We start from the raw sequence: 22,275 nt of genomic DNA on the forward strand, positions 1-22,275 counted from the left end.
GCCCTTGTTAATTTAGAAAGCTAAACCGGTTATTCCAGTTCGACCAGCAGGTCCTTAGCGTCAATCTGGCCTCCGGGCTGCACGTGAACGGCCTTGACCGTCGCGTCGCGTTCGGCGTGGATGCCGGTTTCCATTTTCATCGCTTCGATGGTCAGCAGCATGTCGCCTTCCTTGACCTGCTGACCAGCTGTGACGGCGACAGTGGCCACAACACCTGGCATCGGTGCGCCGACATGGTCGTGGTTGCCCGCCTCGGCCTTGGGCCGCGCCTGCGTGGTCGAAGTGACCATGCGGTTCGGTACCCGGATCACGCGGGGCTGGCCGTTCAGTTCGAAGAAGACTTTGACCTCGCCCTTTTCATCCGTATCGCCGATGGCCTGACAGCGGATTTCCAATGTCTTGCCCGGATCGATCTCGGCGGTGATCTCTTCGCCTGGCTCCATGCCATAGAAGAACGTGCGCGTGGGTAGGGTGCGGACCGGACCATAGACGCGGTGACGGCCCATGTAGTCCAGGAAGACCTTGGGATACATCAGGTAGCCGTTCAGATCCTCGTCATCGACCTCTTTGCCTTCCAATTGCTTGGATAGCTCGGCGCGGGTGGCTTCCAGATCAACCGCCGGCACGTCCTTGCCCGGGCGGTCGGTGTTCGGGGCCTCGTCTTTTAGCACCTTCTTGATGATGGTGTCCGGGAACCCTCCAGGAGGCTGACCCAGATTGCCACGCATCATGTCGACGACCGAGTCGGGGAAGGCCACGTCAGAATCTGGGCTTTCCACATCGTCACGTGTCATGTTCTGACTGACCATCATCAGCGCCATGTCACCGACGACCTTGGATGACGGTGTTACTTTCACGATATCACCGAACATCTGGTTCACGTCCGCATACATCTGCGCCACTTCGTGCCAACGCTCTTCAAGGCCGAGGCTGCGCGCCTGTGCCTTGAGATTGGTGAACTGACCACCTGGCATTTCGTGCAGATACACCTCAGACGCGGGGGCTTGAAGGCTGGACTCAAAAGCCGCGTACTGGCCGCGCACTGCCTCGAAGTAATCGCTGATCTCCCGGATTGCCTTGATATCCAGCCCGGTGTCGCGCTCGGTATGGCGCAGCGCTTCGACCACAGTGCCCAGCGTTGCCTGCGAGGTGTTGCCGCTGAAGCTGTCCATCGCGCAATCCACCGCGTCTACGCCGGCCTCGGATGCGGCCAGAATGGTGGCGCTGGCGATGCCGGCGGTGTCGTGCGTGTGGAAGTGGATCGGTAGCCCGACCTCTTCTTTCAGCGCCCGGATCAGAATCTTGGCCGAGGCCGGTTTCAGCAAACCCGCCATGTCCTTCAGGCCCAGAACGTGTGCCCCTGCATCGCGCAACTCTTTCGCCATGCCGACATAGTATTTCAGGTCATACTTGGAGCGGTCCGGGTCCAGAATGTCACCGGTATAGCAAACGGTGCCTTCGCAGATTTTGCCATTCTCGACCACTGCATCCATCGCAACGCGCATGTTCTCGACCCAGTTTAGCGAGTCGAACACGCGGAACACGTCGATATTCTTGGACGCCTGACGTACGAATTCCTGTACCACATTGTCGGGATAGTTGGTGTAGCCAACCCCGTTCGCCCCGCGCAGCAGCATTTGTGTCATCAGGTTCGGCATCGTTTCGCGCAGGTCACGCAGGCGCTGCCACGGGCATTCCTGCAAAAAGCGATAGGCCACATCGAAAGTTGCGCCGCCCCAGCATTCGACGCTGAACAGTTGTGGCAGGTTGGCCGCATAGGTCGGTGCCACCTTGATCATGTCGATTGAGCGCATCCGGGTGGCCAGCAGCGACTGGTGGCCATCACGCATAGTGGTGTCGGTGATCAGCAGCTGACGCTGCGCCTTCATCCAGTCGGCTACAGCCTGCGGGCCCTTTTGCTCCAGCAGATTGCGGGTGCCCATTTGCGGCTCGGCTTTGGGCGCGGGGGCTTTGGCTTCTTTTAGATCAGCGCGCGGGGCGGGACGATCTGCGGTCTCGGGATGCCCGTTCACGGTGATATCCGCGATATAGGTCAGAACCTTGGTGCCGCGGTCGCGACGACGCTTGAAGGTGAACAGGTCCGGCGTCGTGTCGATGAATTTGGTGGTGTATTCATTCGACAGGAAGGTCGGGTGTTTCAGCAGGTTGATGACAAAGTCGATATTGGTGCTGACGCCGCGAATACGGAACTCGCGCAGGGCCCGGTCCATCCGGGCAATCGCCGCGTCGGGCGTTGGGGCCTTGGCGGTCACCTTTGTCAGCAACGAGTCATAGTACCGCGTAATCACGCCACCCGCATAAGCCGTGCCGCCATCCAGACGGATACCCATACCCGTGGCCGAGCGATAGGCGGTGATGCGGCCGTAATCAGGGATGAAGTTGTTCTGCGGGTCTTCGGTGGTGATCCGGGTCTGCAGTGCGTGACCGTTCAGATGCACATCGGCTTGGCTGGCGGCACCTGTGGCCTCGGCCAGGGTTTTGCCCTCGGCGATCAGGATCTGCGCCTGCACGATGTCGATGCCGGTGACTTCTTCGGTGACGGTGTGTTCCACCTGCACGCGCGGGTTCACTTCGATGAAGTAGAACTTGCCGGTTTCCATATCCATCAGGAATTCGACAGTACCCGCGCATTCATAGTTCACATGGGCGCAGATTTTACGGCCCAGTTCGCAGATTTCCGCGCGCTGTTCTTCGGACAGATACGGGGCAGGGGCGCGTTCCACGACCTTCTGGTTCCGGCGCTGGACCGAACAGTCGCGTTCATAGAGGTGATAGATCTCGCCATGTTTGTCGCCGAGAATTTGCACCTCGACATGGCGGGCGCGGGTGATCATCTTTTCCAGATACCCCTCGCCGTTGCCGAACGCAGCCTCGGCCTCACGGCGGCCTTCCAGAACCTTTTCTTCCAGCTCGTCCTCGGATTCGATCGGGCGCATCCCGCGTCCGCCGCCACCCCAACTGGCCTTGAGCATCAGCGGATAACCGATCTCGGCAGCTTCCTTGCGGATCGCGTCCATGTCATCGCCCAGAACCTCGGTCGCCGGGATGACGGGTACGCCCGCCGCGATAGCCACACGTCGTGCGCTGGCCTTGTCACCAAGCGCACGCATGGTTTCAGCTTTGGGACCGATGAAGGTGATGCCATTCTGAACGCAGGCATCCACGAAATCGGGATTCTCGGACAGCAGGCCATAGCCCGGGTGGATCGCGTCCGCGCCGCATTCCTTGGCCACGCGGATGATCTCGTCGATGCTCAGATAGGCAGCAACCGGTCCCATCCCTTCGCCGATGCGATAGGCCTCATCCGCCTTGAACCGGTGCAGGCCCAGCTTATCTTCTTCGGCGAAGACAGCGACGGTGCGTTTGCCCATCTCGTTTGCTGCGCGCATCACGCGAATGGCTATCTCGCCGCGATTGGCGATCAGGATCTTGTTGAAGTTGGTCATATCAGGTCCCGGTCTTGGTGGTTTGGCCGTATTCATAGGCGGACAATACGCGCTCGTATATCAGTCGTTCTGGGTAGAACCGGCATGTTAACGCTCGCAAACGCCGCTTGGTGGCGCAAACTTACTAGCAATTCTGCGCTGCAGCATCAATTGCTGTATTGACGTAGCGTAAGTTGATCCAACTTTGCCAAACCCATCTGGCCCATATTCGCCAGCATGTCCTGTCGCAGAATGTCGATGACATGGGCCGGGCCGCGTGACCCAAGGGCAGCCAACCCATAAAGAAAACCCCGCCCCAGCATGACGAAATCCGCCCCAAGCGCCAAAGCTCGCAGAACATCAAGCCCGCCTTCAACGCCACTGTCAAAGATCAGCGGCAAGTCTGTGGCCGCTCGTATGGCGGGAAGCGCGCAAATGCTAGCCGGGGCGCCATCGAACTGCCGCCCACCGTGATTCGAGACCCAGAGCGCATCAACACCGGCTTTTTTCAGGCGAGCCGCGTCTTCGGCGCGCATCACGCCTTTCACAACGAACGGACCATCCCATGCATCGCGCAACCATTTGACATAGTCCATATCCGGCGATGTGCGCAGCAGGTATCCGATATGCGCCGTGGGGGACAGCGCGCTATCGCCATCGATGTATTTGTCGAGCGTCCTCATTCGCGGCATACCATGTCGCGCCATGCCCAAGGCCCAAGTCGGGCGCTGGGCGATCTGCGCCAGCAAACGTGGCGTCAGTCTGGGTGGATGGGTAAGGCCAGATCGCACCTGCCGTTCGCGCCGCGATGCAACCGGGACGTCAACTGTCAGAACAAGCGTTGAAAACCCGGCGGCTTTGATGCGACCTAACATGTCCGCGCGAATATCCGGGTCCTTTGGAGGGTAAAGTTGAAACCAGGCGTTTTGACCAAGATGAGGAGCCAGATCCTCGGGGCTTTGGCTGGCGACGGTCGACAAAGTATACGGCAACCCTGCCTTGGCACCGGCGAGGGCCAGCAATTTCTCAGCATCCGGCCAGATCAGCCCCGACATTCCAATTGGCGCAATACCGAAGGGCAAGGGAAAGTCTTGGCCCAAAAACTGTGTTCTGGTGTCACATTCGATAGGACCATGCAGGATTGAGGGTAAAAACTCCACATCATCCAGTGCGGCCCTGTTTTTGTGCAGCGTGACCTCGGACCCTGTACCGCTATCCAGATATTCCCAGACGAAATGCGGAACCTTGCGCCGTGCGTGGCGTTTCAGATCGCCAATGCTGGGGAATGAGCTGTGCAGGTCCATACGAATTGATCCGACCTACACAGTGATTCTGCAAGGTTTTCAGGCCGCTGATGCCTGAGTTGTCGATTTGGTCGGTTGCTCGGGCTTGCTTTTTTTACCCTGTGCCGGATCAGCGCCATTGGCGACCTGCACTTGATTTCGGCCCTTGTCTTTGGCCACATACAGGGCGTCATCCGATGCACGCATCAAATCCTGCGGCATAGAACCGTGCGCAGGATAATGGGCAACGCGAACGGAAATCGTGATGCGCGGCAGTGATTTCTCACCATAGCGGACCGAGACGGCCTCGACCGCCTGCCGCATTTGTTCGGCCCGGGTCATGGCGTCTTCGGGGGTGTTGTCGGGTAGGATCAGCATGAATTCCTCACCTCCGATGCGGCAGGCAACCTCGTCCCGGTCACAGCCCTGCTCCAAGGCCGAGCCCACCGCGCGCAGCACCATGTCGCCCGCATCATGACCATAGGTGTCGTTGAATTTCTTGAAGTGATCCACATCCACGGCTATCAGGCTCAGCGGTGCGCCAGTCTGTTGGCTTCGGCTAATGGATTTGCGCAACGTGTCGGTCATATGCCGACGATTGAACAAGCCGGTCAGCGGATCACGGACCGATTGGTCATGCAATTGGTCCCGCATCCGCACGTTTGCAATCGCCATGCTGATCTGTTCTGCACACAGTTGGGCCAGTTTTCTATTGGAATGAAAAACTTTTTGGCTGCCTTCATGCGCCCGCAGATGGAGCAGGCCAACTGTTTCGCCATGCGCCAGAATGGGAAAACAGAAATAGGGGCGGCCATCATGGGGTTCGGCATGTTCGCAGACAAAATCAATCTCAGACGCGCCGTATTGGTATGTGCGACCGCGACGCAGACCCCAGCATCCTTCAGGGTGGATATGCGCCTTGTGAGTGCCGCCGTTCCAGCTTGCGCAGCCATCAAGAACATCGCGCGAGTTGGAGTAGACATACACGCTGCCCTCTGCCTCGGGCAGGATGTGGGTCATAAACCGTGAAACCATGTCGAACAGTTCATCCAGAGATCGGCTCGACTGTAGCCATTCATTCAATTCGCCCAACAGGCGCACCTCACGCGCCAACCTAAGTTGTTCATCCATCAGGTTGCGTTCTTTGGCTGATTGCCGTTGCAGCGCGCGTACCTGCAGACGGTTGGTGCGATATGTCACCAATGAGACGCTGGCCAAAGCGAACAGAGCAATGCCGCAAAGGATCGAAAGTGAAACCCTCAGTCGGGTAATAAATGTTGTGCGCAGATCGGTGAAATCGGTGAAAAACTCAATCGCGCCGATGAAGCGTCCGTTTTTTGTGATCGGAACGAACACCTCAGCCACCTGATGTTGCACGGCGGTACGCGTGCTTTCGGAATGCAGGTCGAGTCCGTCGATCTCAGACAGTTGGAGCGCTTCCTGAATATAATGCGTCATTCCGCGTGCAACATCACTGCGGAAAAAGGCACGCGTTTCGTAGGATCCGATTTCCTCGGGACGTGTTGACCAGACAACGCGCCCGGCCGTGTCGAACATTTTGAACCGATACACATCCGACGCTTCGGGCATCAAAGAAAGAAATTCGGCATCATGCGGGTCGATCTTGCCGGTTTGCAGCGCCGTTTCGGGATCTTTTAGATGCAGAACAACGCGGCGTTTCCACAGTTCGGACTGTTTCAATATGTCAGTTTTCAGCATTCGGTCCACAACCGGTGCCGGAAGAGAATAGACTCCCCAACCTGCAACCGCCGCCAGCGCTATCAACAAAACGGTGATCCCCGCCCATTTTACCCGATGGGCAAGCCGTCCCCGAGCCGTGAGTTTCATATCCCGTCCTCCCGCAATCTGACATCAGCATTGAGGCCAGAGTTTGAGAGAGAGTTAACGAGACCGGCATAGGTGCAGACAAAAAAGCTCGAATTACTCAGAGCTGTAGCTAAGGATTTGTTGCTTTTTAGGCGAACAAGCCGTGAACAAACCCTTTCCCTTGTCGCGGAACCAGCGTAGTTTGGAGGCATGAGCAGTTTCGACGAAATGGACGCCTTTGAGGGCGCATCGCTTTCGGCACGCGCCATGGCAGCGCGGCCCGCACCTTATCTGGATGAGTTGAACCCGGCGCAACGTGACGCGGTTGAGCGGTTGGACGGTCCGGTTTTGATGCTGGCCGGGGCGGGGACGGGTAAAACCAAGGCCCTGACCGCGCGTATTGCCCACTTGCTCAGCACTGCGCGGGCGCGACCGAATGAGATTCTGTCGGTGACATTCACCAACAAGGCCGCACGTGAAATGAAAGACCGGGTGGGTCGCCTGTTGGGTCAACCGGCCGAAGGGATGCCTTGGCTTGGCACCTTTCATTCTATCTGCGTCAAGCTACTGCGGCGCCATGCTGAGCTTGCAGGGTTGAAGTCGAATTTCACCATCCTGGATACGGACGATCAATTGCGTTTGCTTAAGCAGTTGATTCAGGCCGCCAATATCGACGACAAACGCTGGCCCGCACGAATGCTGGCCGGAATCATCGACGATTGGAAAAACCGCGCTCTGACGCCAGACAAGGTGCCCGCAGCGGATGCTGGGGCCTATAACAACAAGGGCATTGAGCTTTACGCTCAGTATCAAGTCCGCCTGCGCGAGCTGAACGCGGTGGATTTCGGCGACCTGCTGTTGCACATGGTCACGATCTTTCAAACGCATCATGATGTGTTGGAGCAATATCAATGCTGGTTCCGCTATATTCTGGTGGACGAGTATCAGGATACCAACGTGGCCCAGTATTTATGGCTGCGCCTGCTGGCCGGGGCGCATAAGAATATTTGCTGCGTAGGCGATGATGACCAGTCGATCTATGGCTGGCGCGGGGCCGAAGTAGGCAACATCCTGCGGTTCGAAAAAGACTTTCCCGGCGCTTACGTGGTACGGTTAGAACAGAACTATCGCTCGACCCCGCATATTCTGGCCGCTGCGTCGAATGTCATCCGCGGAAACGAAAACCGTCTGGGCAAGGAACTTTGGACCGACGCGCAAGAGGGCGAAAAAGTTCGTCTGATCGGCCACTGGGATGGCGAGGAGGAGGCCCGTTGGATCGGCGAAGAGATCGACGCGATGCAAGGTGGAACTCGGGGTGCGCGGCCCTTTAATCTGGATGAGATTGCCATTCTGGTCCGTGCTTCGCATCAGATGCGCGCGTTTGAAGACCGGTTCCTGACCATCGGTTTACCCTACAAGGTTATTGGCGGCCCGCGTTTCTATGAGCGGATGGAGATCCGCGATGCCATGGCTTATTTCCGGCTGGTGGTCAGCCCCGGCGATGATCTGGCGTTTGAGCGGATTGTGAACACTCCGAAACGCGGCCTTGGGGACAAGGCACAGCAGACGATTCAGATGACAGCGCGCGAGCATGGTGTGTCACTGGTCGAAGGCGCGCGGATTGCAGTCGACAATGGGTTGATCAAGGGCAAGGGCGGTAAGGCGCTGCGCGAGTTGATCGATGGTTTGGCGCGCTGGAATGCGATGACCCGCGGGCCGCGGATCGAGGTCGACGACGATTCGGTGATTGATGACGGCACTGCGCCCATGCGGTTCGGCGAGCCAGAGGTGTCGCATATCGAACTGGCGCAAATCGTTCTGGATGAATCCGGCTATACCGCGCATTGGCAAAACGAAAAAACGCCCGAAGCGCCGGGACGACTGGAGAACCTTAAGGAACTGGTTAACCAGCTCGACAATTTCGAGAACCTGCAAGGCTTTCTGGAACATGTCAGTCTGGTCATGGACAATGAGCAGGAGGGGGATGGAGCCAAGGTCTCGATCATGACTCTACACGCAGCCAAGGGACTGGAGTTTCCTGCCGTATTCCTCCCCGGGTGGGAAGACGGGTTGTTCCCGTCGCAAAGGTCGATGGACGAATCCGGCCTTAAGGGTCTCGAGGAAGAGCGACGGCTGGCCTATGTGGGCATCACCCGCGCGGAAGAAGTTTGTACGATATCCTTCGCCGCAAATCGGCGCGTGTTCGGCCAGTGGCAAAATTCGATGCCGTCGCGGTTTATCGACGAACTGCCCGAAGATCATGTTGAGGTGCTGACACCTCCGGGTCTGTATGGCGGTGGTCAGCCTGCGGCGGGTATCGAAAACCGCGCGGCCGAGGCAAATGTCTATAACTCCCCCGGTTGGAAGCGGATGCAGGCGCGACAGGGGCAGTATGGGATGTCTCAGCCACGCGAAAGCCGCAATACGGTGATCGATGCAACCGCCGTCGCTAGTTTCACTTTGGGCGAGCGCGTGTTTCATCAGAAATTCGGCTATGGCGCGGTGGTCGGCATCGAAGGCGACAAGGTCGAGGTGGATTTCGAAAAGGCGGGCACCAAAAAGGTGGTCTCGCGGTTCCTGTCGGCCAAGGACGACATACCCTTTTAATCAAAAGGAATGTGCCTGACGGCACATGCTCGGTTTTTTGGGGCGCCCGGCCATGGCTGCGGCGCCCTGTTTCATTTGTGAAAAAAGAAAAACGGCGGTTCCCAGGGAGGAGGAGGGGAACCGCCGTTCTTTTCAACATCAGGGCAGGGAGGAGAAGAGCCCCGATGTATCCGAACCCGGGTTTGATCCCGGTATGTGTAAGTCGCGGCGACACCAGGGAGGAGGAGAGGTGTCGCCGCGGGCTTTCAACATCAAGGCAGGGAGGAGAAGAGCCCTGATGTATCCGAATCCGGGTTTGATCCCGGTATGTGTAAGTCGCGGCGACGTCAGGGAGGAGGAAGACGTCACCGCGCGCTTTCAACACCGGGAAAGGGAGGAGAAGTACCCGGTGTGTCAGTGTCCGACGTTCAGGGCCGGTATAAAGTGCGGCGATATCAGGGAGGAGGAGAGATATCGCCGCTGAAATACAGATCCTAAAGGGAGGAGGAAGGACCTGATCTCGGTTATGTCAGTGCGCGCTTAGTGCGCGACGTATTCTTCGGCCGCCTGCATTGCCACGCGGCGGATCATCGAACGGTGCAGGCCCAGATCGGCCAGCTCTCGGTTCGACAGTTCGGACAGTTCATTCACGGTCCGGCGGTAGACCCGGTACCGAACGAACCTGGTTTTTGCAGCCTCAATCAGTGATGCCAGGCCGGTTGCCGGTGCGCCTTTGAGCGCGGTCTGATGTGTTGCTACAGCCATCTGTGTTACCCGATATGTTTTGTCTTTGCCGCTGTGTCTCGGCGTTTGCTTGAGGATGAAGATAAGGAAATGCTGCACATGCACAATAGGTGAACTCGTCAATGCTGCTATGCAGCAAATGCATAGATATCAACGTGTTGGTGTGCTGTTGTCATTTGGGCCTTAAAAACAGGAGTTTTATGAGTGCCTTGCCCACGGTGGCAATCTTCCGAATTTTACTGGTTAGTAAAAATTGCCGCTTCTTTAAGCGCGATGTTTCTAAGTTGAGCATCTTTTGATTAAGGTGCGCCTCTTGCCTCACTAAAAGAGTGTTCCGGTGTGCATGGGAAATCATGGGCGACGCCTGGGAATGCCTTGGCGATTTGCATAGGGGGCCGCAAATGGAAGGTGATTCGTACGGTGGAAGCTGTGAGATTGACCTCTGGGTGATTGAATTTTCAAGAATCTGAAAAATTTTTGGGAATTCATGGGACATGATGTTCAGTGCAAATTTTTATCTATATATGGTATTTTGCCTCGATATGAATTCTAATTATGGTGTAACGCGGGTGGTTTTCAATTGATTGCCATGTGTCTATATTGCGATTCTTGCTTAAGTACCTTGAAGTTTCCTATTGATTTCCATGAATTCCCATGGCATCCCTTGTTTATCCGATGAGGACGAGGCACATGGGGCGCCAAACGACCCCGAACCAATAAAAACAGGTTTCATACAGGCATCTCGCTTTCATCAATCAAGAGATCCGGCGCGCGGGCGAGCAGACATCCCCCCAGGTGGCGCGCGCAGCTGGACATCCCGCAAAGCGGGTCAATGCGGCGGGTTGATCAGTGGCAGCAGATCAACCCGCCGTTTTTCATCCGGGGGGAACGTGAATTTTGGGTGGGGCGCAAGCGAAAGGGACAGTCGTCTTGGCGCGCAGGTTTAGAGGTGAAAGCCACCACAAGGTGGATACGAAGGGCAGGGTGTCGATCCCGGCCTCGTTTCGCCGTGTGCTTGAAGCTTCGGACCCGAACTGGCAGCCCGGTGATACCCCCGAACTGGTGATCGTCTATGGAGATCACCGCCGCAAATTCCTTGAATGCTATACCATGCAGGCGATTGACGAGGTCGATCACAAGATTGACGCGCTTCCGCGTGGTTCGATGCAGCGGAAGATGCTGCAGCGCATGTTCCACGGTCAGTCCTTCCCAACCACCGTGGATGAGACGGGTCGCCTTGTGCTGCCAGCCAAGTTGCGCACCAAGATCGGCCTTGAAAACGAGGCGTTCTTTATTGCCGCGGGTGATACGTTCCAAATCTGGAAGCCTGAGACATATGAGTCTGAAGAGCTGGCAGCCGCCGAAGATTGGCTGGACGAACAGCCCGAGGATTTCGATCCTCTGGAGTTCCTAGATGGCGTCGGGGACGCGTGACGGCATGGCCGGCGCTGACACCCCGTCCGACAAACCTCATATCCCTGTTCTGCTGCGCCCATTGCTGGCGGCTGTGGCGCCGGTTTCCGGTGCTTGGCTTGATGGAACGTTTGGGGCGGGTGGTTATACGCGTGGCCTACTGGAGGCCGGGGCTGACAAAGTCATTGGCGTGGACCGTGATCCCTTGGCCTTTGAGATGGCGGCAGACTGGGCAGGTGGCTATGGCGACCGGTTGGTTATGCAGCCCGGGGTGTTTTCCCGCATGGATGAATACGCGCAAGATCTGGATGGCGTGGTGCTGGACCTTGGCGTCTCGTCCATGCAGTTGGATCAAGCCGAGCGTGGCTTTTCCTTTATGAAGGACGGTCCGCTGGACATGCGAATGAGCCAGGAGGGTGAGAGCGCCGCCGATCTGGTGAACACGGCGACCGAGGCCCAGCTGGCCGATATTCTGTTCCACTATGGTGAAGAACGCGCTAGCCGACGGATCGCCAAGGCGATTGTGAAAGCGCGGGCGGATGAGCCGATTACGACGACCCTGCGTCTGGTTCAGATCATCGAATCTTGCTTGCCGCGCCCCAAACCGGGGCAGTCGCACCCGGCAACGCGCAGCTTTCAGGGGCTGCGGATTGCAGTGAACGCGGAATATGAAGAGCTGTTTCAGGGGCTTATGGCTGCCGAACGCGCGTTGAAGCCAGGCGGGCAACTGGCTGTTGTGACTTTCCATTCCATCGAGGATCGGATGGTCAAAAGGTTCTTTCAGTCCCGCGCAGGCAAGACGGGGCGTGCCAATCGCTATGCACCTGAAATGGAACAAGAACTGCCGCAGTTCACGCTCAAGACTCGCAAAGCTGTGGGTCCGGATGAACAGGAATTGCAGGAAAATCCGCGTGCGCGCTCGGCCAAGCTGCGTGTGGCGGTACGGACTGAGGCTCCGGCAGGGGAAATTGATGCCCGCGCCATTGGGATGCCGCAACTGGGGGGAAGGGCAAAATGAAGAGTGTTTTGTATGTGTTGACTGCTCTGGCCGTGTTCGGACTGGCGCTTTGGGCGTATCAAGAGAACTACCGCACCCAGCAAGTGGTGAAGGAAACACAGAATCTACAGCGCGAGATTGGCATGGCGCAGGTGCGGCTGGCCGTTTTGAACGCCGAATGGGCTTACCTGAACCGTCCCGACCGGCTGCGCGAATTGGCCGACCTAAACTTTGAACGTCTGGGCCTGTTGCCGCTGCGCGCCGAACAATTCGGACGCGCTGATCAGATTTCTTACGCCGAGGACCCGGACCTGCCTATCGTCGACCCGGTCGAGTTGCAGGCCATCACCAGTACTCAGGCGCTGGGCGAGGTGCAGATCCCATGACCCGTACCCCTCTGCGCCCCCTGGCCCGTGTTCTTGACGCTCGCGCCCGCGGCGAAAACCCAAAGGCGATCGAGCGGGAAAACATCCGTCAGCGTCACGAAGACATGAAAGATCGCGCCCGCGCCCGCGCCGAAGGGCGTTTGCTGGTGCTGGGCCTGTTCTTCTTCTGCGCTTTCTCGGTGGTCGGGGTCCGAATGGGCATGCTTGCGACGTCCGAGGCACAAGAGCCGCTGGCAAGCGCCCCCGGTGCTGCGATTGCGATGCAGCGCGCCAATATCGTGGATCGCGAGGGGCGCATTCTGGCGACAAATCTGGACACCTATTCTGTCTATGCCCAGCCGCCTGCAATGATCGACCCAGTCGCCGCTGCAGATCAGCTGGTGGCGATTTTCCCTGATCTGGAAAAAGAGCGTCTGGTCAAAGATTTCACCGGTAATCGTAAGTTCCTGTGGATCAAGAAACGTATCTCACCGGAACAGAAGCAGGCGGTGCATGATATCGGCGATCCCGGCATCTTATTTGGCCCGCGCGAGATGCGGTTGTATCCGAATGGGCGTCTGGCCGCGCATATTCTGGGTGGTTCGGGCTTTGGCCGCGAAGGCGTCAGCGCCGCCGAAGTTATCGGCGTGGCGGGGGTCGAGAAGCAATTCGACGATTATCTGCGTGACCCGGCCAACGGCAACAAACCGCTGCAACTTTCGCTGGACCTGACCATTCAAGCAGCGGTTGAGCAGGTTTTGTATGGCGGCATGAAGATCATGAACGCCAAAGGGGCCTCGGCGGTGCTGATGAACGTACACACGGGCGAGGTCATCTCGGCCGCGTCGCTGCCGTCCTTCGATCCGAACGACCGTCCGCGCCCGCCAACCTCGGGATTTGATCCGTCGGACAGCCCATTGTTCAATCGCTATGTGCAGGGCGTTTATGAGCTGGGCTCGGTATTCAAAATCTTTACTGCCGCGCAGGCTGTTCAGTTGGGGTTAGTGAATTCTGAGACAATCATCGACACCTCTGGTCCGATGCGGATCGGGCGTTTCCCGATTGGTGAGTTCAACGGCAAGAACTATGGTAAGATCAGCGTTGCGGATGTGATCGTCCACAGCTCGAACCGTGGCACGGGCCGATTGGCCTTGCAGATCGGGTCGCGTCGTCAGCAGGATTTCCTTGAGGCGCTGGGCATGTTCGAACCCACCCCCTTTGAAATTGTCGAGGCCGCAGGCGGTGAACCGCTCAAGCCCAAGAAATGGGGCGAGCTGAGTACGGTGACCATTTCTTACGGTCATGGCCTATCGACCAGCCCGATGCATCTCGCAGCCGGATATGCAGCGATAGCCAATGGCGGGCATTATGTCAGCCCGACCATTCTGCGCAAAAATGGTGCTCAATACGGGCCGCGAGTCATGTCCGAAAGCGCCGCGAAACAGGCGCAGAACATGCTGCGCCGTGTGGTGACAGATGGCACTGCCAGCTTTGGCGATGTTGCAGGCTATGACGTGGCGGGTAAGACCGGCACGGCGGATAAGCCCAAGCCGCGCGGTGGGTATTATGATGAAAAGGTAATCGCGACGTTCGCGACGATCTTCCCGGCCTATGATCCGAAATATGTGTTGATCGTCACTCTGGATGAACCGTCCATCGTGGCCTACGGCGAAAAGCGGCGGACGGCGGGTTGGACGGCAGTTCCCGTGGCTGCCGAGCTGATCGGACGGATTGCCCCGCTACTTGGGTTGCGTCCCCGGCTTGAGCCTGAGGCGCGCGCTGCTATAACCCTGACCTCAAATTAGGCTGTCCAGCAGAGGTGGGTCATGGGCACAAGGACGAAAACACTTAGCCAACTGGCCCTGACTGCGCGGGGCGGGGCGAATCCCGACATTACCGGACTGGCCGTTGACAGCCGTGAGGTGAAGGATGGCTATCTGTTCGCTGCGCTTCCCGGCACCCGCGTACATGGTGGAGAGTTCATACAATTCGCCCTGCGTATGGGGGCCGCTGCGATCCTGACAGATGCCGAAGGCGCTGAAATAGCGGCGGAGGAACTGGCCGCATCGGACGCTGCTTTGATCGTGGTTGAAGACCCCCGTCAAGCGCTGGCCGGATGTGCCGCGCTTTGGTTTGGGGCCCAGCCGCAGCACATCGTGGCTGTCACTGGGACAAACGGAAAAACGTCCGTGGCCACATTTGTACGCCAGATTTGGATGGAGCTTGGACTGGCCGCCGTCAATCTTGGAACAACAGGGGTTGAGGGTGCGTGGACCGCACCGCTGGCGCATACCACGCCCGAGCCGATTACCTTGCACCGCTGTTTGGCCGAAGCTGCGGAAAACGGCGTGACCCATGCCGCGATGGAGGCGTCTTCGCACGGGCTCGAACAACGCCGTCTGGATGGCGTGCATCTGGCCGCTGCGGGCTTTTCGAATTTCACGCAGGATCACCTGGACTATCACGAAACCTTCGAGGCCTATTTCGCCGCCAAGGCGGGATTGTTCGATCGTGTGTTGCCACAGGACGGCACCGTGGTAATCAACATGAGCGACCCAAAAGGTGTCGAGGTTCGCAAAATTGCCGAAGCGCGGGGTCAAAGTGTATTGACTGTCGGGCTGGGCGATGCCGATCTGTGTCTGATCGGTCAGCGCTTTGACGCGACGGGGCAGGATTTGCGGTTCTCGTGGCAAGGGAAGGTACTCCAAACCCGTCTGAACCTGATCGGAGGGTTTCAGGCCGAGAATATCCTGCTGGCCTGCGGGTTGGTTATCGCTGCCGGGGAAGAGCCCGAGCGTGTGTTCGAAACCTTGCCGCACCTGACAACCGTTCGGGGCCGAATGCAGCTGGCTGCGACCCGTGACAACGGCGCGGCGGTATTTGTCGATTACGCCCATACGCCGGACGCGGTGGCAACGGCGCTCAAGGCGATGCGGCCGCATGTCATGGGTCGCTTGATCGCCATTGTCGGCGCGGGTGGGGATCGGGATGCCACCAAGCGCCCGCTGATGGGTAAGGCAGCCGCCGATCATGCGGATCTTGTCTTTGTCACCGACGACAACCCACGCAGCGAGGACCCGGCCACGATCCGCGCCGCTGTTCTGCTGGGTGCGCCGGAGGCCACCGAAGTGGGCGATAGGGCCGAAGCTATCCTGCGCGGCATTGACGCTCTGCAACCCGGTGACGCGCTGTTGATCGCCGGAAAAGGCCATGAGACTGGGCAAATCGTCGGTGATCAGGTGTTGCCGTTTGATGATGTGGAACAGGCCAGTATCAGTGTGGCCGCGCTGGACGGGAGGGTGGCATGACGCTTTGGACAGCAGCCGAGGCGGCCGAGGCCACCGGAGGGCGCGCCACGACCGATTGGGCGGTAAATGGCGTATCGATCGACACCAGGACCATTGAGCCGGGCGATTTGTTCGTTGCTCTCAAAGCCGAGCGTGACGGGCATGATTTTGTGGCGCAGGCGTTGGAAAAAGGTGCGGGTGCTGCATTGGTGTCGCGCATTCCCGAAGGTGTTTCGAAAGACGCTCCGCTGTTGATAGTCGATGATGTTCAGACCGGGTTAGAGGCATTGGGGCAAGCAGGCCGCGCCCGAACCGACGCGCGCGTGGTGGGTGTTACCGGCAGCGTCGGAAAGACCTCGACCAAGGAAATGCTGGCGACCATATTGGAAAAGCAGGGAAAAACCCACGCCAGCGTGGCCAGCTATAACAACCATTGGGGCGTTCCCCTGACGCTGGCTCGGATGCCGCGCGACATTGAATTCGCCGTGATCGAGATCGGCATGAACCATCCCGGAGAGATTGCCCCGTTGGCGCGTCAGGCACGCCCGCATGTGGCGTTGGTGACGACAGTTGCGGCGGTCCATCTTGAGGCGTTCGATTCGGTTGCGGGTATCGCTCAGGAAAAGGCTGCAATCTTCGAAGGGCTCGAGCCCGGTGGAGCGGCCATCGTGAATGCAGATATCGAACACGCAGAAATTTTGCGTCAGATCGCGCAGGACTACGGGGCCGGTATCGTTGATTTTGGCCGTAAGGCTGCAGATTACGCTTTGACTGATGTCTCGCAAGGAGGCGACTCGGTGCGTGCGGAAGCTGCGGTTGGGGATGCCACCATCACCTATGACGTGCAATCGGCGGGTACGCATTTTGCCATGAATGCGCTGGGTGCATTGGCGGCCTGTGTTGAAATGGGTGTTGATCTTAATGAAGCCATCGCAGGTCTGCGCCAATGGTCTCCGGTCAAAGGGCGGGGCGTGCGCGAGGTGCTGCCGCTGGCGGCGGGAGGGCAGATCGAGCTGTTGGACGACAGCTACAATGCTAACCCCACCTCGATGGAGGCCGCGTTGGATGTGCTGGCTGCGGCGCAGGGCACACGCCGGGTCGCTTTTTTGGGTGATATGAAAGAGTTGGGCACACAGGAAATCGCCATGCATTCCGGAATGGCGGATGTCGCGGCAATGGCGCAGGTCGATCAGGTTCACTGTATCGGTCCGTTGATGAAGGCTCTGCATGCAGCGCTGCCCGAGGGCAAGCGCGGGTTGTGGAGTGAAACAAGCACCGAAATGGCCGCGCATCTGCCGGATTTGATCCGGGCAGGCGATACGGTTCTGGCCAAAGGGTCGCTGAGCATGGCGCTGGCTCAGATTGTTGACGGTTTGCGGAAAATGGGGCAAGGGAGCGCGCTTGACCCATGACCTCCGCATGAGAAAGGTTTTGACATGCTCTATTGGTTGACCGCCCTGTCGGATGGGGGGGATTTCTTTAACCTCTTCCGCTATATCACCTTCCGTGCGGGCGGAGCCTTTCTGACCGCGTTGATCTTTGGCTTTATCTTCGGCAAGCCGCTGATCAACGTATTGCGCAGGAAACAGGGTAAAGGTCAGCCGATCCGAGACGACGGTCCTGAGGGGCATTTTTCCAAGGCTGGTACGCCAACCATGGGCGGGTTGCTGATCGTTGGTGCGCTGGTGACCTCAACGCTGGTCTGGGCGCGGTGGGACAATCCTTATGTCTGGATGGTGTTGTTTGTGACGCTGGCTTATGCGGCAATCGGTTTTGCAGATGACTATGCCAAGGTGTCCAAGCAGAACACTAAGGGTGTGTCCGGAAAGATGAGAATGGCGCTGGGGGTGATCATCGCGGTTCTGGCTTCGCTTTGGGCCACCCTGCATCATCCCGAGGCGCTGCAGAACCAGCTGGCCGTGCCGGTCTTCAAGGATACGCTGGTCAATTTGGGTATTTTTTACATTCCGTTCGCAATTGTTGTGATCGTGGGCGCGGCCAACGCCGTGAACTTGACCGATGGGCTGGACGGGCTGGCGATTATGCCAGCGATGATTGCGGCCTCGACACTTGGCATCATTGCCTATGCGGTCGGTCGGGTCGACTTTACCGAATATCTGGACGTGCATTACGTGCCGGGTACGGGGGAGATTTTCATCTTTACCTCGGCACTGTTTGGCGCGGGGCTTGGGTTTCTGTGGTACAACGCGCCACCCGCGGCTGTGTTCATGGGCGATACCGGTTCGCTGGCTTTGGGCGGCGCGCTAGGTGCAATTGCTGTGGCCACCAAGCACGAGCTGGTACTGGCCGTTGTCGGTGGGCTTTTCGTTGTGGAAGCGCTGAGTGTGATTATTCAGGTTCTGTACTTCAAACGCACCGGTCGCCGCGTGTTTCTGATGGCACCAATCCATCACCACTATGAGAAAAAGGGGTGGGCCGAGCCGACCATTGTGATCCGGTTCTGGATCATCTCGCTGATCCTGGCGATGATTGGTCTGGCGACTTTGAAAGTCCGGTAACGCTCCCGCCAGGTTTGGCGGACCTGCGGTCCACCTGCCACCTGTTGAGCCCGGCTCGCGCTGACGCGCGAGCCTTTTGTTGCCCTTGCCAATAGAGTTTTCTTCTGCGCAGTGTGACGGCCAATTGGACGTCAGAAGAAGGTGGGCGGCATGATCCCGGTCAAAGGGTTTTCAGGGCAAAAGGTTGCGGTTCTGGGGCTTGGCCGATCGGGTCTGGCCACGGCCCGTGCATTGCGGGCAGGTAAGGCTGAGCCTGTCTGTTGGGATGACAATCCCGCCGCTCGCGAAACAGCCGAGGCAGAAGGTTTCACTTGCGCCGATTTGCACCGCCACGGGGCGTTTGACGACATCGCGTCGCTGATCGTGTCGCCGGGAATTCCGCATCTCTATCCCGAACCGAACCCGATAGTGGCTGCTGCGCTGGACGCCGGAGTGCCGGTGGACAACGATATTGGGCTGTTCTTCCGATCCTTTGCCGGGTCGGAATGGAACAACTATGACACTCCGCCTCGCGTTATTGCGGTGACTGGGTCAAACGGGAAATCAACCACTGCAGCATTGATTCATCACGTCCTGACCGAAGCCGGGCGTGAGGCACAGCTGGCCGGAAACATCGGCCGCGGAGTACTGGACATTGATCCGGGTGGAGACGGGTCGGTGGTTGTGTTGGAGTTGTCCAGCTATCAGACCGATCTGGCCCGCGCGTTGACGCCGGATGTGGCGGTGTTCACCAACCTCTCGCCTGATCATCTGGATCGGCATGGCGGGATGGGGGGCTATTTCGCAGCCAAACGCCGGTTATTTGCCGAGGGCGGACCGGATCGCGCAGTGATCGGTGTGGATGAAAACGAAGGCGCGTTTCTGGCGGGCCAGCTGTCCGAAGGGCCGACTGACGACCGGGTCATCCGTGTCTCGGTGGCGCGCAAACTGACCGGGCCGGGGTGGCAGGTCTTTGCACGCAAGGGGTTCTTGTCGGAGTACCGCAAGGGGCGGCAGGCTGGGTCAATCGACCTGCGTCAGATCAAGGGCCTGCCCGGCGTTCATAACCATCAGAACGCTTGTGCCGCCTATGCTGCCTGCCGCGCGTTGGGGCTGGCGCCGCGCGTAATTGAGGATGCGCTGCACAGCTATCCCGGCTTGCCGCATCGCAGCCAGATTATCGCCGAAGTGGACGGCGTGACCTATGTGAACGATTCCAAGGCCACTAATGTAGACAGCGCGCTGAAGGCGTTGAACGCGTTTAAAAAGATCCGGTGGATTTGTGGGGGGCTGGAAAAAGAGGGTGGTCTTTCAGCGTTGAACGGCGCTGCGGATCAGGTGCTCAAGGCTTATGTGATCGGGCGCGAAGCTGCCAATTTCGCGCTTCAACTTGAAGCCGAGGCGCAGGTCTGCACCACAATGGCCGAAGCCGTGGCGCAGGCCATGTCAGATGCGCAACCGGGAGAGACGGTGCTGCTGGCCCCTGCAGCGGCAAGTTTCGATCAGTATGACAATTTTGAACAGCGCGGAGAGGACTTCGCTGAACAGGTTCGGCAGCGGTTGGCGGGATAGTCATTTGCAATAGACCGCCAGTTGGGCCAAGCTACAGTGCTATCAGCTTGACGCGCCGTGACAATTACGTTTGGCTCCGGGCAAATTCAACACGAGGTAATGACTATGCCATACCGTAAGTTTTCTCTGATCCTACCCGCCATTTTGGTGGCTGGCGCCTGCACGAATGTTGGTGCCAATTATCAGCCGATTGTCGATGGCCCGATTGGCCCGAACTACAACGTGGATCTGCAGCAATGCCAACAGCTGGCTGCATCGCAAGCCAGCGTTGATGGCTCCACCGCCGGGAACGCCGCAATCGGCGCGGCAGGTGCGGCTGCGGTTACCGGGATCGTTCAGGACAGCAGCGACAATCTGGGTCGTGCAGCGGTCGCTGGCGCTCTGGTCGGTGCCGGTGCGGACGTGATCAACAAGAACCAGAATAAAGAAGTCATCGTGCGCAACTGTATGCGCGGACGTGGCTATAACGTCGTCGGCTAACGGGTTGCGATTGCAACTCCAGCAGCGTGGCCCGAGGACCACGCCCATTGGAAATTGTAACCGCCCAGCCAACCGGTGACATCCACCGCTTCGCCAATCGCATAGAGGCCGGGGACATCCCTGGCCTCCATCGTTTTTGACGACAGATCATCAGTGTCGATCCCGCCCAGGGTGACCTCGGCGGTGCGATAACCTTCGGTGCCCGAAGGGGTCAGTGGCCAATTGGACAGGGCCGTAATTAAATCGGTCAGTGCCGCGTCGGATTGGTCGGCCAGGTTGCCCTGCATCGGAATATGCTGGCTTAGGTACTCCACCAGCCGTGTTGGCAAGTGGCGGGCAAGTTCGGTGGTCAGGGCCTTGCGGCCCCCGCTCTGCCGCTGATCGCGCAGCAGGTCGAAAAGGGGAAGATCGGGTATCAGGTTGACCCGGATCGCCTCACCCTCGCGCCAATAAGAAGACAATTGCAGCACCGATGGCCCGCTGAGGCCGCGATGGGTGAACAGCAGCGCCTCGTCAAAGCTGGTGCGCTCGTTTGACAGGCGTGCCGGCAGGGACACGCCGGAAAGGTCCTTGAATTTCCCGTCCGAGAAGGTGAACGGCACCAATGCTGCGCGTGTGTCGGTGATCCGCAGACCGAACTGGCGGGCGATATCATAGGCCAAGCCGGTTGCACCCATCTTGGGGATCGACTTACCGCCCGTTGCCAGAACCAGATTGGTGCAAGTCAGGCTGAGGCGCTGCCCTTCGCGCTCGACCTCCAGCGCGAAACCGGCCTCGATCTTGCGCAAATCTTTCAACTCGGTACGCACCCACAGATCGGCCCCGGCGCGCTCCATTTCGGTCAACAGCATCTGAATGATCTGTTTCGAGGACCCGTCGCAGAACAATTGGCCAAGGGTTTTTTCATGCCACGCGATATCGTGGCGCCCGACCAGGTCAACGAAATCCCACTGTGTATATCGCGCCAAGGCCGACTTGCAGAAATGCGGGTTTTGCGACAGGAAGTTGCCCGGCCCGGCGTACATGTTGGTGAAATTGCAACGCCCGCCACCTGAGATGCGAATTTTCTCTCCGGCCGCTTTTGCATGATCGATCACCAAAACGCGCCCACCGCAATGGATCGCGCACATCATACCGGCTGCACCGGCACCGAGGATGATCGTGTCATATGTCATGGGCTGCGCATGGCGTGGAATTGGAAGGAAGGCAAGAGCCAGCGCGGTTTCGGCACGTTGCTAAAGCCTTCATGCGTCACTGCACGTGAAGCGCTTTGTTCAGTAGAAATACAGATTGCCAGCTACCCAACGCGCTGACATGCTGCCCTTTTGACGCGCGTTTTCGAAAAAGGATGAATGGATGCGATTTCCGGACTTTATTACTGCGTTTCCAAAGTTGGATGTGCCTTTCCCCGAGGATGTCGTGCAGACGGCGGTCATAAGATCTGACGCCGGCCTCGCGGCGTTTTTTACGTTTCTTCAGGATATGGAGCTTCCATTGCATTCACATGGGGCCCAATGGGGAACGGTCATCGAAGGTGAGGTCGAGCTGACTATCGGAGGAGTTACCAAAACCTACCGTCCCGGTGACAGCTATTCGATTCCGGCCGGGGTGGAACACGGCGGGCAGATCAAGGCCGGGACCCGTGTGATCGACGTGTTTGAAGAGCCGGATCGGTATCCAATCAAAGAGTGAAGTAAATTCTGCGCTGTCCTGCGCGGGCATTATTCAGCCCCTTTGATACTGCGATGGGATTGGGGCCGTTTGTCCAATTGCTGAG

The 22,275-nt window shown here is 58.3% G+C and carries 17 protein-coding genes; 12 read left to right on the plus strand and 5 right to left on the minus strand.

Going from position 1 to position 22,275, the window contains the following annotated elements:
- Positions 1 to 29 precede the first annotated feature (29 nt).
- From ACR0JB_RS01385 to ACR0JB_RS01395, 3 genes are all read right to left on the minus strand, one after another.
- Positions 30 to 3,467 (minus strand): pyruvate carboxylase, encoded by a 3,438-nt coding sequence (locus ACR0JB_RS01385; RefSeq protein WP_170395631.1) that lies wholly within the window; start codon positions 3,465 to 3,467, stop codon positions 30 to 32.
- A 146-nt stretch (positions 3,468 to 3,613) separates the two neighbouring features.
- Positions 3,614 to 4,750: an alpha-hydroxy acid oxidase gene (locus ACR0JB_RS01390; protein WP_170504693.1), complete on the minus strand. Its 1,137-nt coding sequence runs from the start codon at positions 4,748 to 4,750 to the stop codon at positions 3,614 to 3,616.
- Positions 4,751 to 4,789: 39 nt separating this feature from the next.
- Positions 4,790 to 6,577 (minus strand): sensor domain-containing diguanylate cyclase, encoded by a 1,788-nt coding sequence (locus ACR0JB_RS01395; protein ID WP_480789625.1) that lies wholly within the window; start codon positions 6,575 to 6,577, stop codon positions 4,790 to 4,792.
- 189 nt (positions 6,578 to 6,766) lie between these two features.
- Between ACR0JB_RS01395 and ACR0JB_RS01400 the strand changes: the two genes are divergently transcribed.
- The gene (locus ACR0JB_RS01400) at positions 6,767 to 9,163 is read left to right on the plus strand and encodes an ATP-dependent helicase (RefSeq protein ID WP_480789626.1); all 2,397 of its coding nucleotides are present in this window, start codon (positions 6,767 to 6,769) and stop codon (positions 9,161 to 9,163) included.
- Positions 9,164 to 9,215: 52 nt separating this feature from the next.
- Entirely contained in the window at positions 9,216 to 9,626 is a 411-nt protein-coding gene (locus ACR0JB_RS01405) for a hypothetical protein (RefSeq protein WP_170395639.1), read from the plus strand.
- Between the two features lie 56 nt (positions 9,627 to 9,682).
- On the opposite strand, the gene ACR0JB_RS01410 is transcribed toward ACR0JB_RS01405, so the two are convergent.
- Positions 9,683 to 9,907 carry a DUF1127 domain-containing protein gene (locus tag ACR0JB_RS01410; protein WP_170374516.1) on the minus strand — a complete coding sequence of 75 codons (225 nt, stop codon included), beginning with the start codon at positions 9,905 to 9,907 and terminating at the stop codon, positions 9,683 to 9,685.
- A 909-nt stretch (positions 9,908 to 10,816) separates the two neighbouring features.
- Here ACR0JB_RS01410 and mraZ point away from each other — a divergent pair.
- From mraZ to ACR0JB_RS01455, 9 genes are all read left to right on the plus strand, one after another.
- The gene (gene mraZ, locus ACR0JB_RS01415; protein ID WP_170348028.1) at positions 10,817 to 11,320 is read left to right on the plus strand and encodes a division/cell wall cluster transcriptional repressor MraZ; all 504 of its coding nucleotides are present in this window, start codon (positions 10,817 to 10,819) and stop codon (positions 11,318 to 11,320) included.
- A gap of 4 nt (positions 11,321 to 11,324) precedes the next feature.
- Positions 11,325 to 12,317, plus strand: a complete 993-nt coding sequence (gene rsmH, locus ACR0JB_RS01420) for a 16S rRNA (cytosine(1402)-N(4))-methyltransferase RsmH (protein WP_170410582.1) — start codon at positions 11,325 to 11,327, stop codon at positions 12,315 to 12,317.
- Positions 12,314 to 12,682, plus strand: coding sequence for a cell division protein FtsL (gene ftsL, locus ACR0JB_RS01425; protein ID WP_170577358.1), 369 nt, complete (start codon positions 12,314 to 12,316; stop codon positions 12,680 to 12,682). The genes rsmH and ftsL overlap by 4 nt, the downstream gene beginning before the upstream one ends.
- Positions 12,679 to 14,466 (plus strand): peptidoglycan D,D-transpeptidase FtsI family protein, encoded by a 1,788-nt coding sequence (locus ACR0JB_RS01430; protein WP_170577360.1) that lies wholly within the window; start codon positions 12,679 to 12,681, stop codon positions 14,464 to 14,466. The genes ftsL and ACR0JB_RS01430 overlap by 4 nt, the downstream gene beginning before the upstream one ends.
- Positions 14,467 to 14,487: 21 nt before the next feature.
- Complete coding sequence (locus ACR0JB_RS01435; protein WP_170348031.1) at positions 14,488 to 15,969, plus strand: UDP-N-acetylmuramoyl-L-alanyl-D-glutamate--2,6-diaminopimelate ligase; 1,482 nt, start codon at positions 14,488 to 14,490, stop codon at positions 15,967 to 15,969.
- Positions 15,966 to 17,360, plus strand: coding sequence for a UDP-N-acetylmuramoyl-tripeptide--D-alanyl-D-alanine ligase (locus ACR0JB_RS01440; RefSeq protein ID WP_480789627.1), 1,395 nt, complete (start codon positions 15,966 to 15,968; stop codon positions 17,358 to 17,360). Before ACR0JB_RS01435 ends, ACR0JB_RS01440 begins: the two co-directional genes overlap by 4 nt.
- 24 nt (positions 17,361 to 17,384) lie before the next feature.
- The gene (gene mraY, locus ACR0JB_RS01445; RefSeq protein WP_425081001.1) at positions 17,385 to 18,467 is read left to right on the plus strand and encodes a phospho-N-acetylmuramoyl-pentapeptide-transferase; all 1,083 of its coding nucleotides are present in this window, start codon (positions 17,385 to 17,387) and stop codon (positions 18,465 to 18,467) included.
- Between the two features lie 150 nt (positions 18,468 to 18,617).
- Positions 18,618 to 20,018, plus strand: a complete 1,401-nt coding sequence (murD, locus tag ACR0JB_RS01450) for a UDP-N-acetylmuramoyl-L-alanine--D-glutamate ligase (RefSeq protein WP_480789628.1) — start codon at positions 18,618 to 18,620, stop codon at positions 20,016 to 20,018.
- Between the two features lie 105 nt (positions 20,019 to 20,123).
- Positions 20,124 to 20,498, plus strand: coding sequence for a glycine zipper family protein (locus ACR0JB_RS01455; protein ID WP_254440165.1), 375 nt, complete (start codon positions 20,124 to 20,126; stop codon positions 20,496 to 20,498).
- Here ACR0JB_RS01455 and ACR0JB_RS01460 read toward each other — a convergent pair.
- Positions 20,495 to 21,673: a BaiN/RdsA family NAD(P)/FAD-dependent oxidoreductase gene (locus tag ACR0JB_RS01460; RefSeq protein ID WP_480789629.1), complete on the minus strand. Its 1,179-nt coding sequence runs from the start codon at positions 21,671 to 21,673 to the stop codon at positions 20,495 to 20,497. The genes ACR0JB_RS01455 and ACR0JB_RS01460 overlap by 4 nt on opposite strands.
- Before the next feature lie 181 nt (positions 21,674 to 21,854).
- Between ACR0JB_RS01460 and ACR0JB_RS01465 the strand changes: the two genes are divergently transcribed.
- Entirely contained in the window at positions 21,855 to 22,190 is a 336-nt protein-coding gene (locus ACR0JB_RS01465; RefSeq protein WP_170374536.1) for a cupin domain-containing protein, read from the plus strand.
- Positions 22,191 to 22,275: the final 85 nt, after the last annotated feature.

This window comes from Ruegeria sp. BI7 (assembly GCF_056537925.1).

What these genes read in the sequence shown, in the direction of transcription:
- ACR0JB_RS01435 (WP_170348031.1), top strand. Translation starts at nt 14,488, where the DNA reads ATGGGCACAAGGACGAAAACACTTAGCCAACTGGCCCTGACTGCGCGG.
- ACR0JB_RS01405 (WP_170395639.1), top strand. Translation starts at nt 9,216, where the DNA reads ATGGCTGCGGCGCCCTGTTTCATTTGTGAAAAAAGAAAAACGGCGGTT.
- ACR0JB_RS01400 (WP_480789626.1), top strand. Translation starts at nt 6,767, where the DNA reads ATGAGCAGTTTCGACGAAATGGACGCCTTTGAGGGCGCATCGCTTTCG.
- ftsL (WP_170577358.1), top strand. Translation starts at nt 12,314, where the DNA reads ATGAAGAGTGTTTTGTATGTGTTGACTGCTCTGGCCGTGTTCGGACTG.
- rsmH (WP_170410582.1), top strand. Translation starts at nt 11,325, where the DNA reads ATGGCCGGCGCTGACACCCCGTCCGACAAACCTCATATCCCTGTTCTG.
- ACR0JB_RS01385 (WP_170395631.1), bottom strand. Translation starts at nt 3,467, where the DNA reads ATGACCAACTTCAACAAGATCCTGATCGCCAATCGCGGCGAGATAGCC.
- ACR0JB_RS01395 (WP_480789625.1), bottom strand. Translation starts at nt 6,577, where the DNA reads ATGAAACTCACGGCTCGGGGACGGCTTGCCCATCGGGTAAAATGGGCG.
- ACR0JB_RS01455 (WP_254440165.1), top strand. Translation starts at nt 20,124, where the DNA reads ATGCCATACCGTAAGTTTTCTCTGATCCTACCCGCCATTTTGGTGGCT.
- ACR0JB_RS01390 (WP_170504693.1), bottom strand. Translation starts at nt 4,750, where the DNA reads ATGGACCTGCACAGCTCATTCCCCAGCATTGGCGATCTGAAACGCCAC.
- mraY (WP_425081001.1), top strand. Translation starts at nt 17,385, where the DNA reads ATGCTCTATTGGTTGACCGCCCTGTCGGATGGGGGGGATTTCTTTAAC.
- ACR0JB_RS01440 (WP_480789627.1), top strand. Translation starts at nt 15,966, where the DNA reads ATGACGCTTTGGACAGCAGCCGAGGCGGCCGAGGCCACCGGAGGGCGC.
- ACR0JB_RS01410 (WP_170374516.1), bottom strand. Translation starts at nt 9,907, where the DNA reads ATGGCTGTAGCAACACATCAGACCGCGCTCAAAGGCGCACCGGCAACC.
- ACR0JB_RS01430 (WP_170577360.1), top strand. Translation starts at nt 12,679, where the DNA reads ATGACCCGTACCCCTCTGCGCCCCCTGGCCCGTGTTCTTGACGCTCGC.
- ACR0JB_RS01465 (WP_170374536.1), top strand. Translation starts at nt 21,855, where the DNA reads ATGCGATTTCCGGACTTTATTACTGCGTTTCCAAAGTTGGATGTGCCT.
- ACR0JB_RS01460 (WP_480789629.1), bottom strand. Translation starts at nt 21,673, where the DNA reads ATGACATATGACACGATCATCCTCGGTGCCGGTGCAGCCGGTATGATG.
- murD (WP_480789628.1), top strand. Translation starts at nt 18,618, where the DNA reads ATGATCCCGGTCAAAGGGTTTTCAGGGCAAAAGGTTGCGGTTCTGGGG.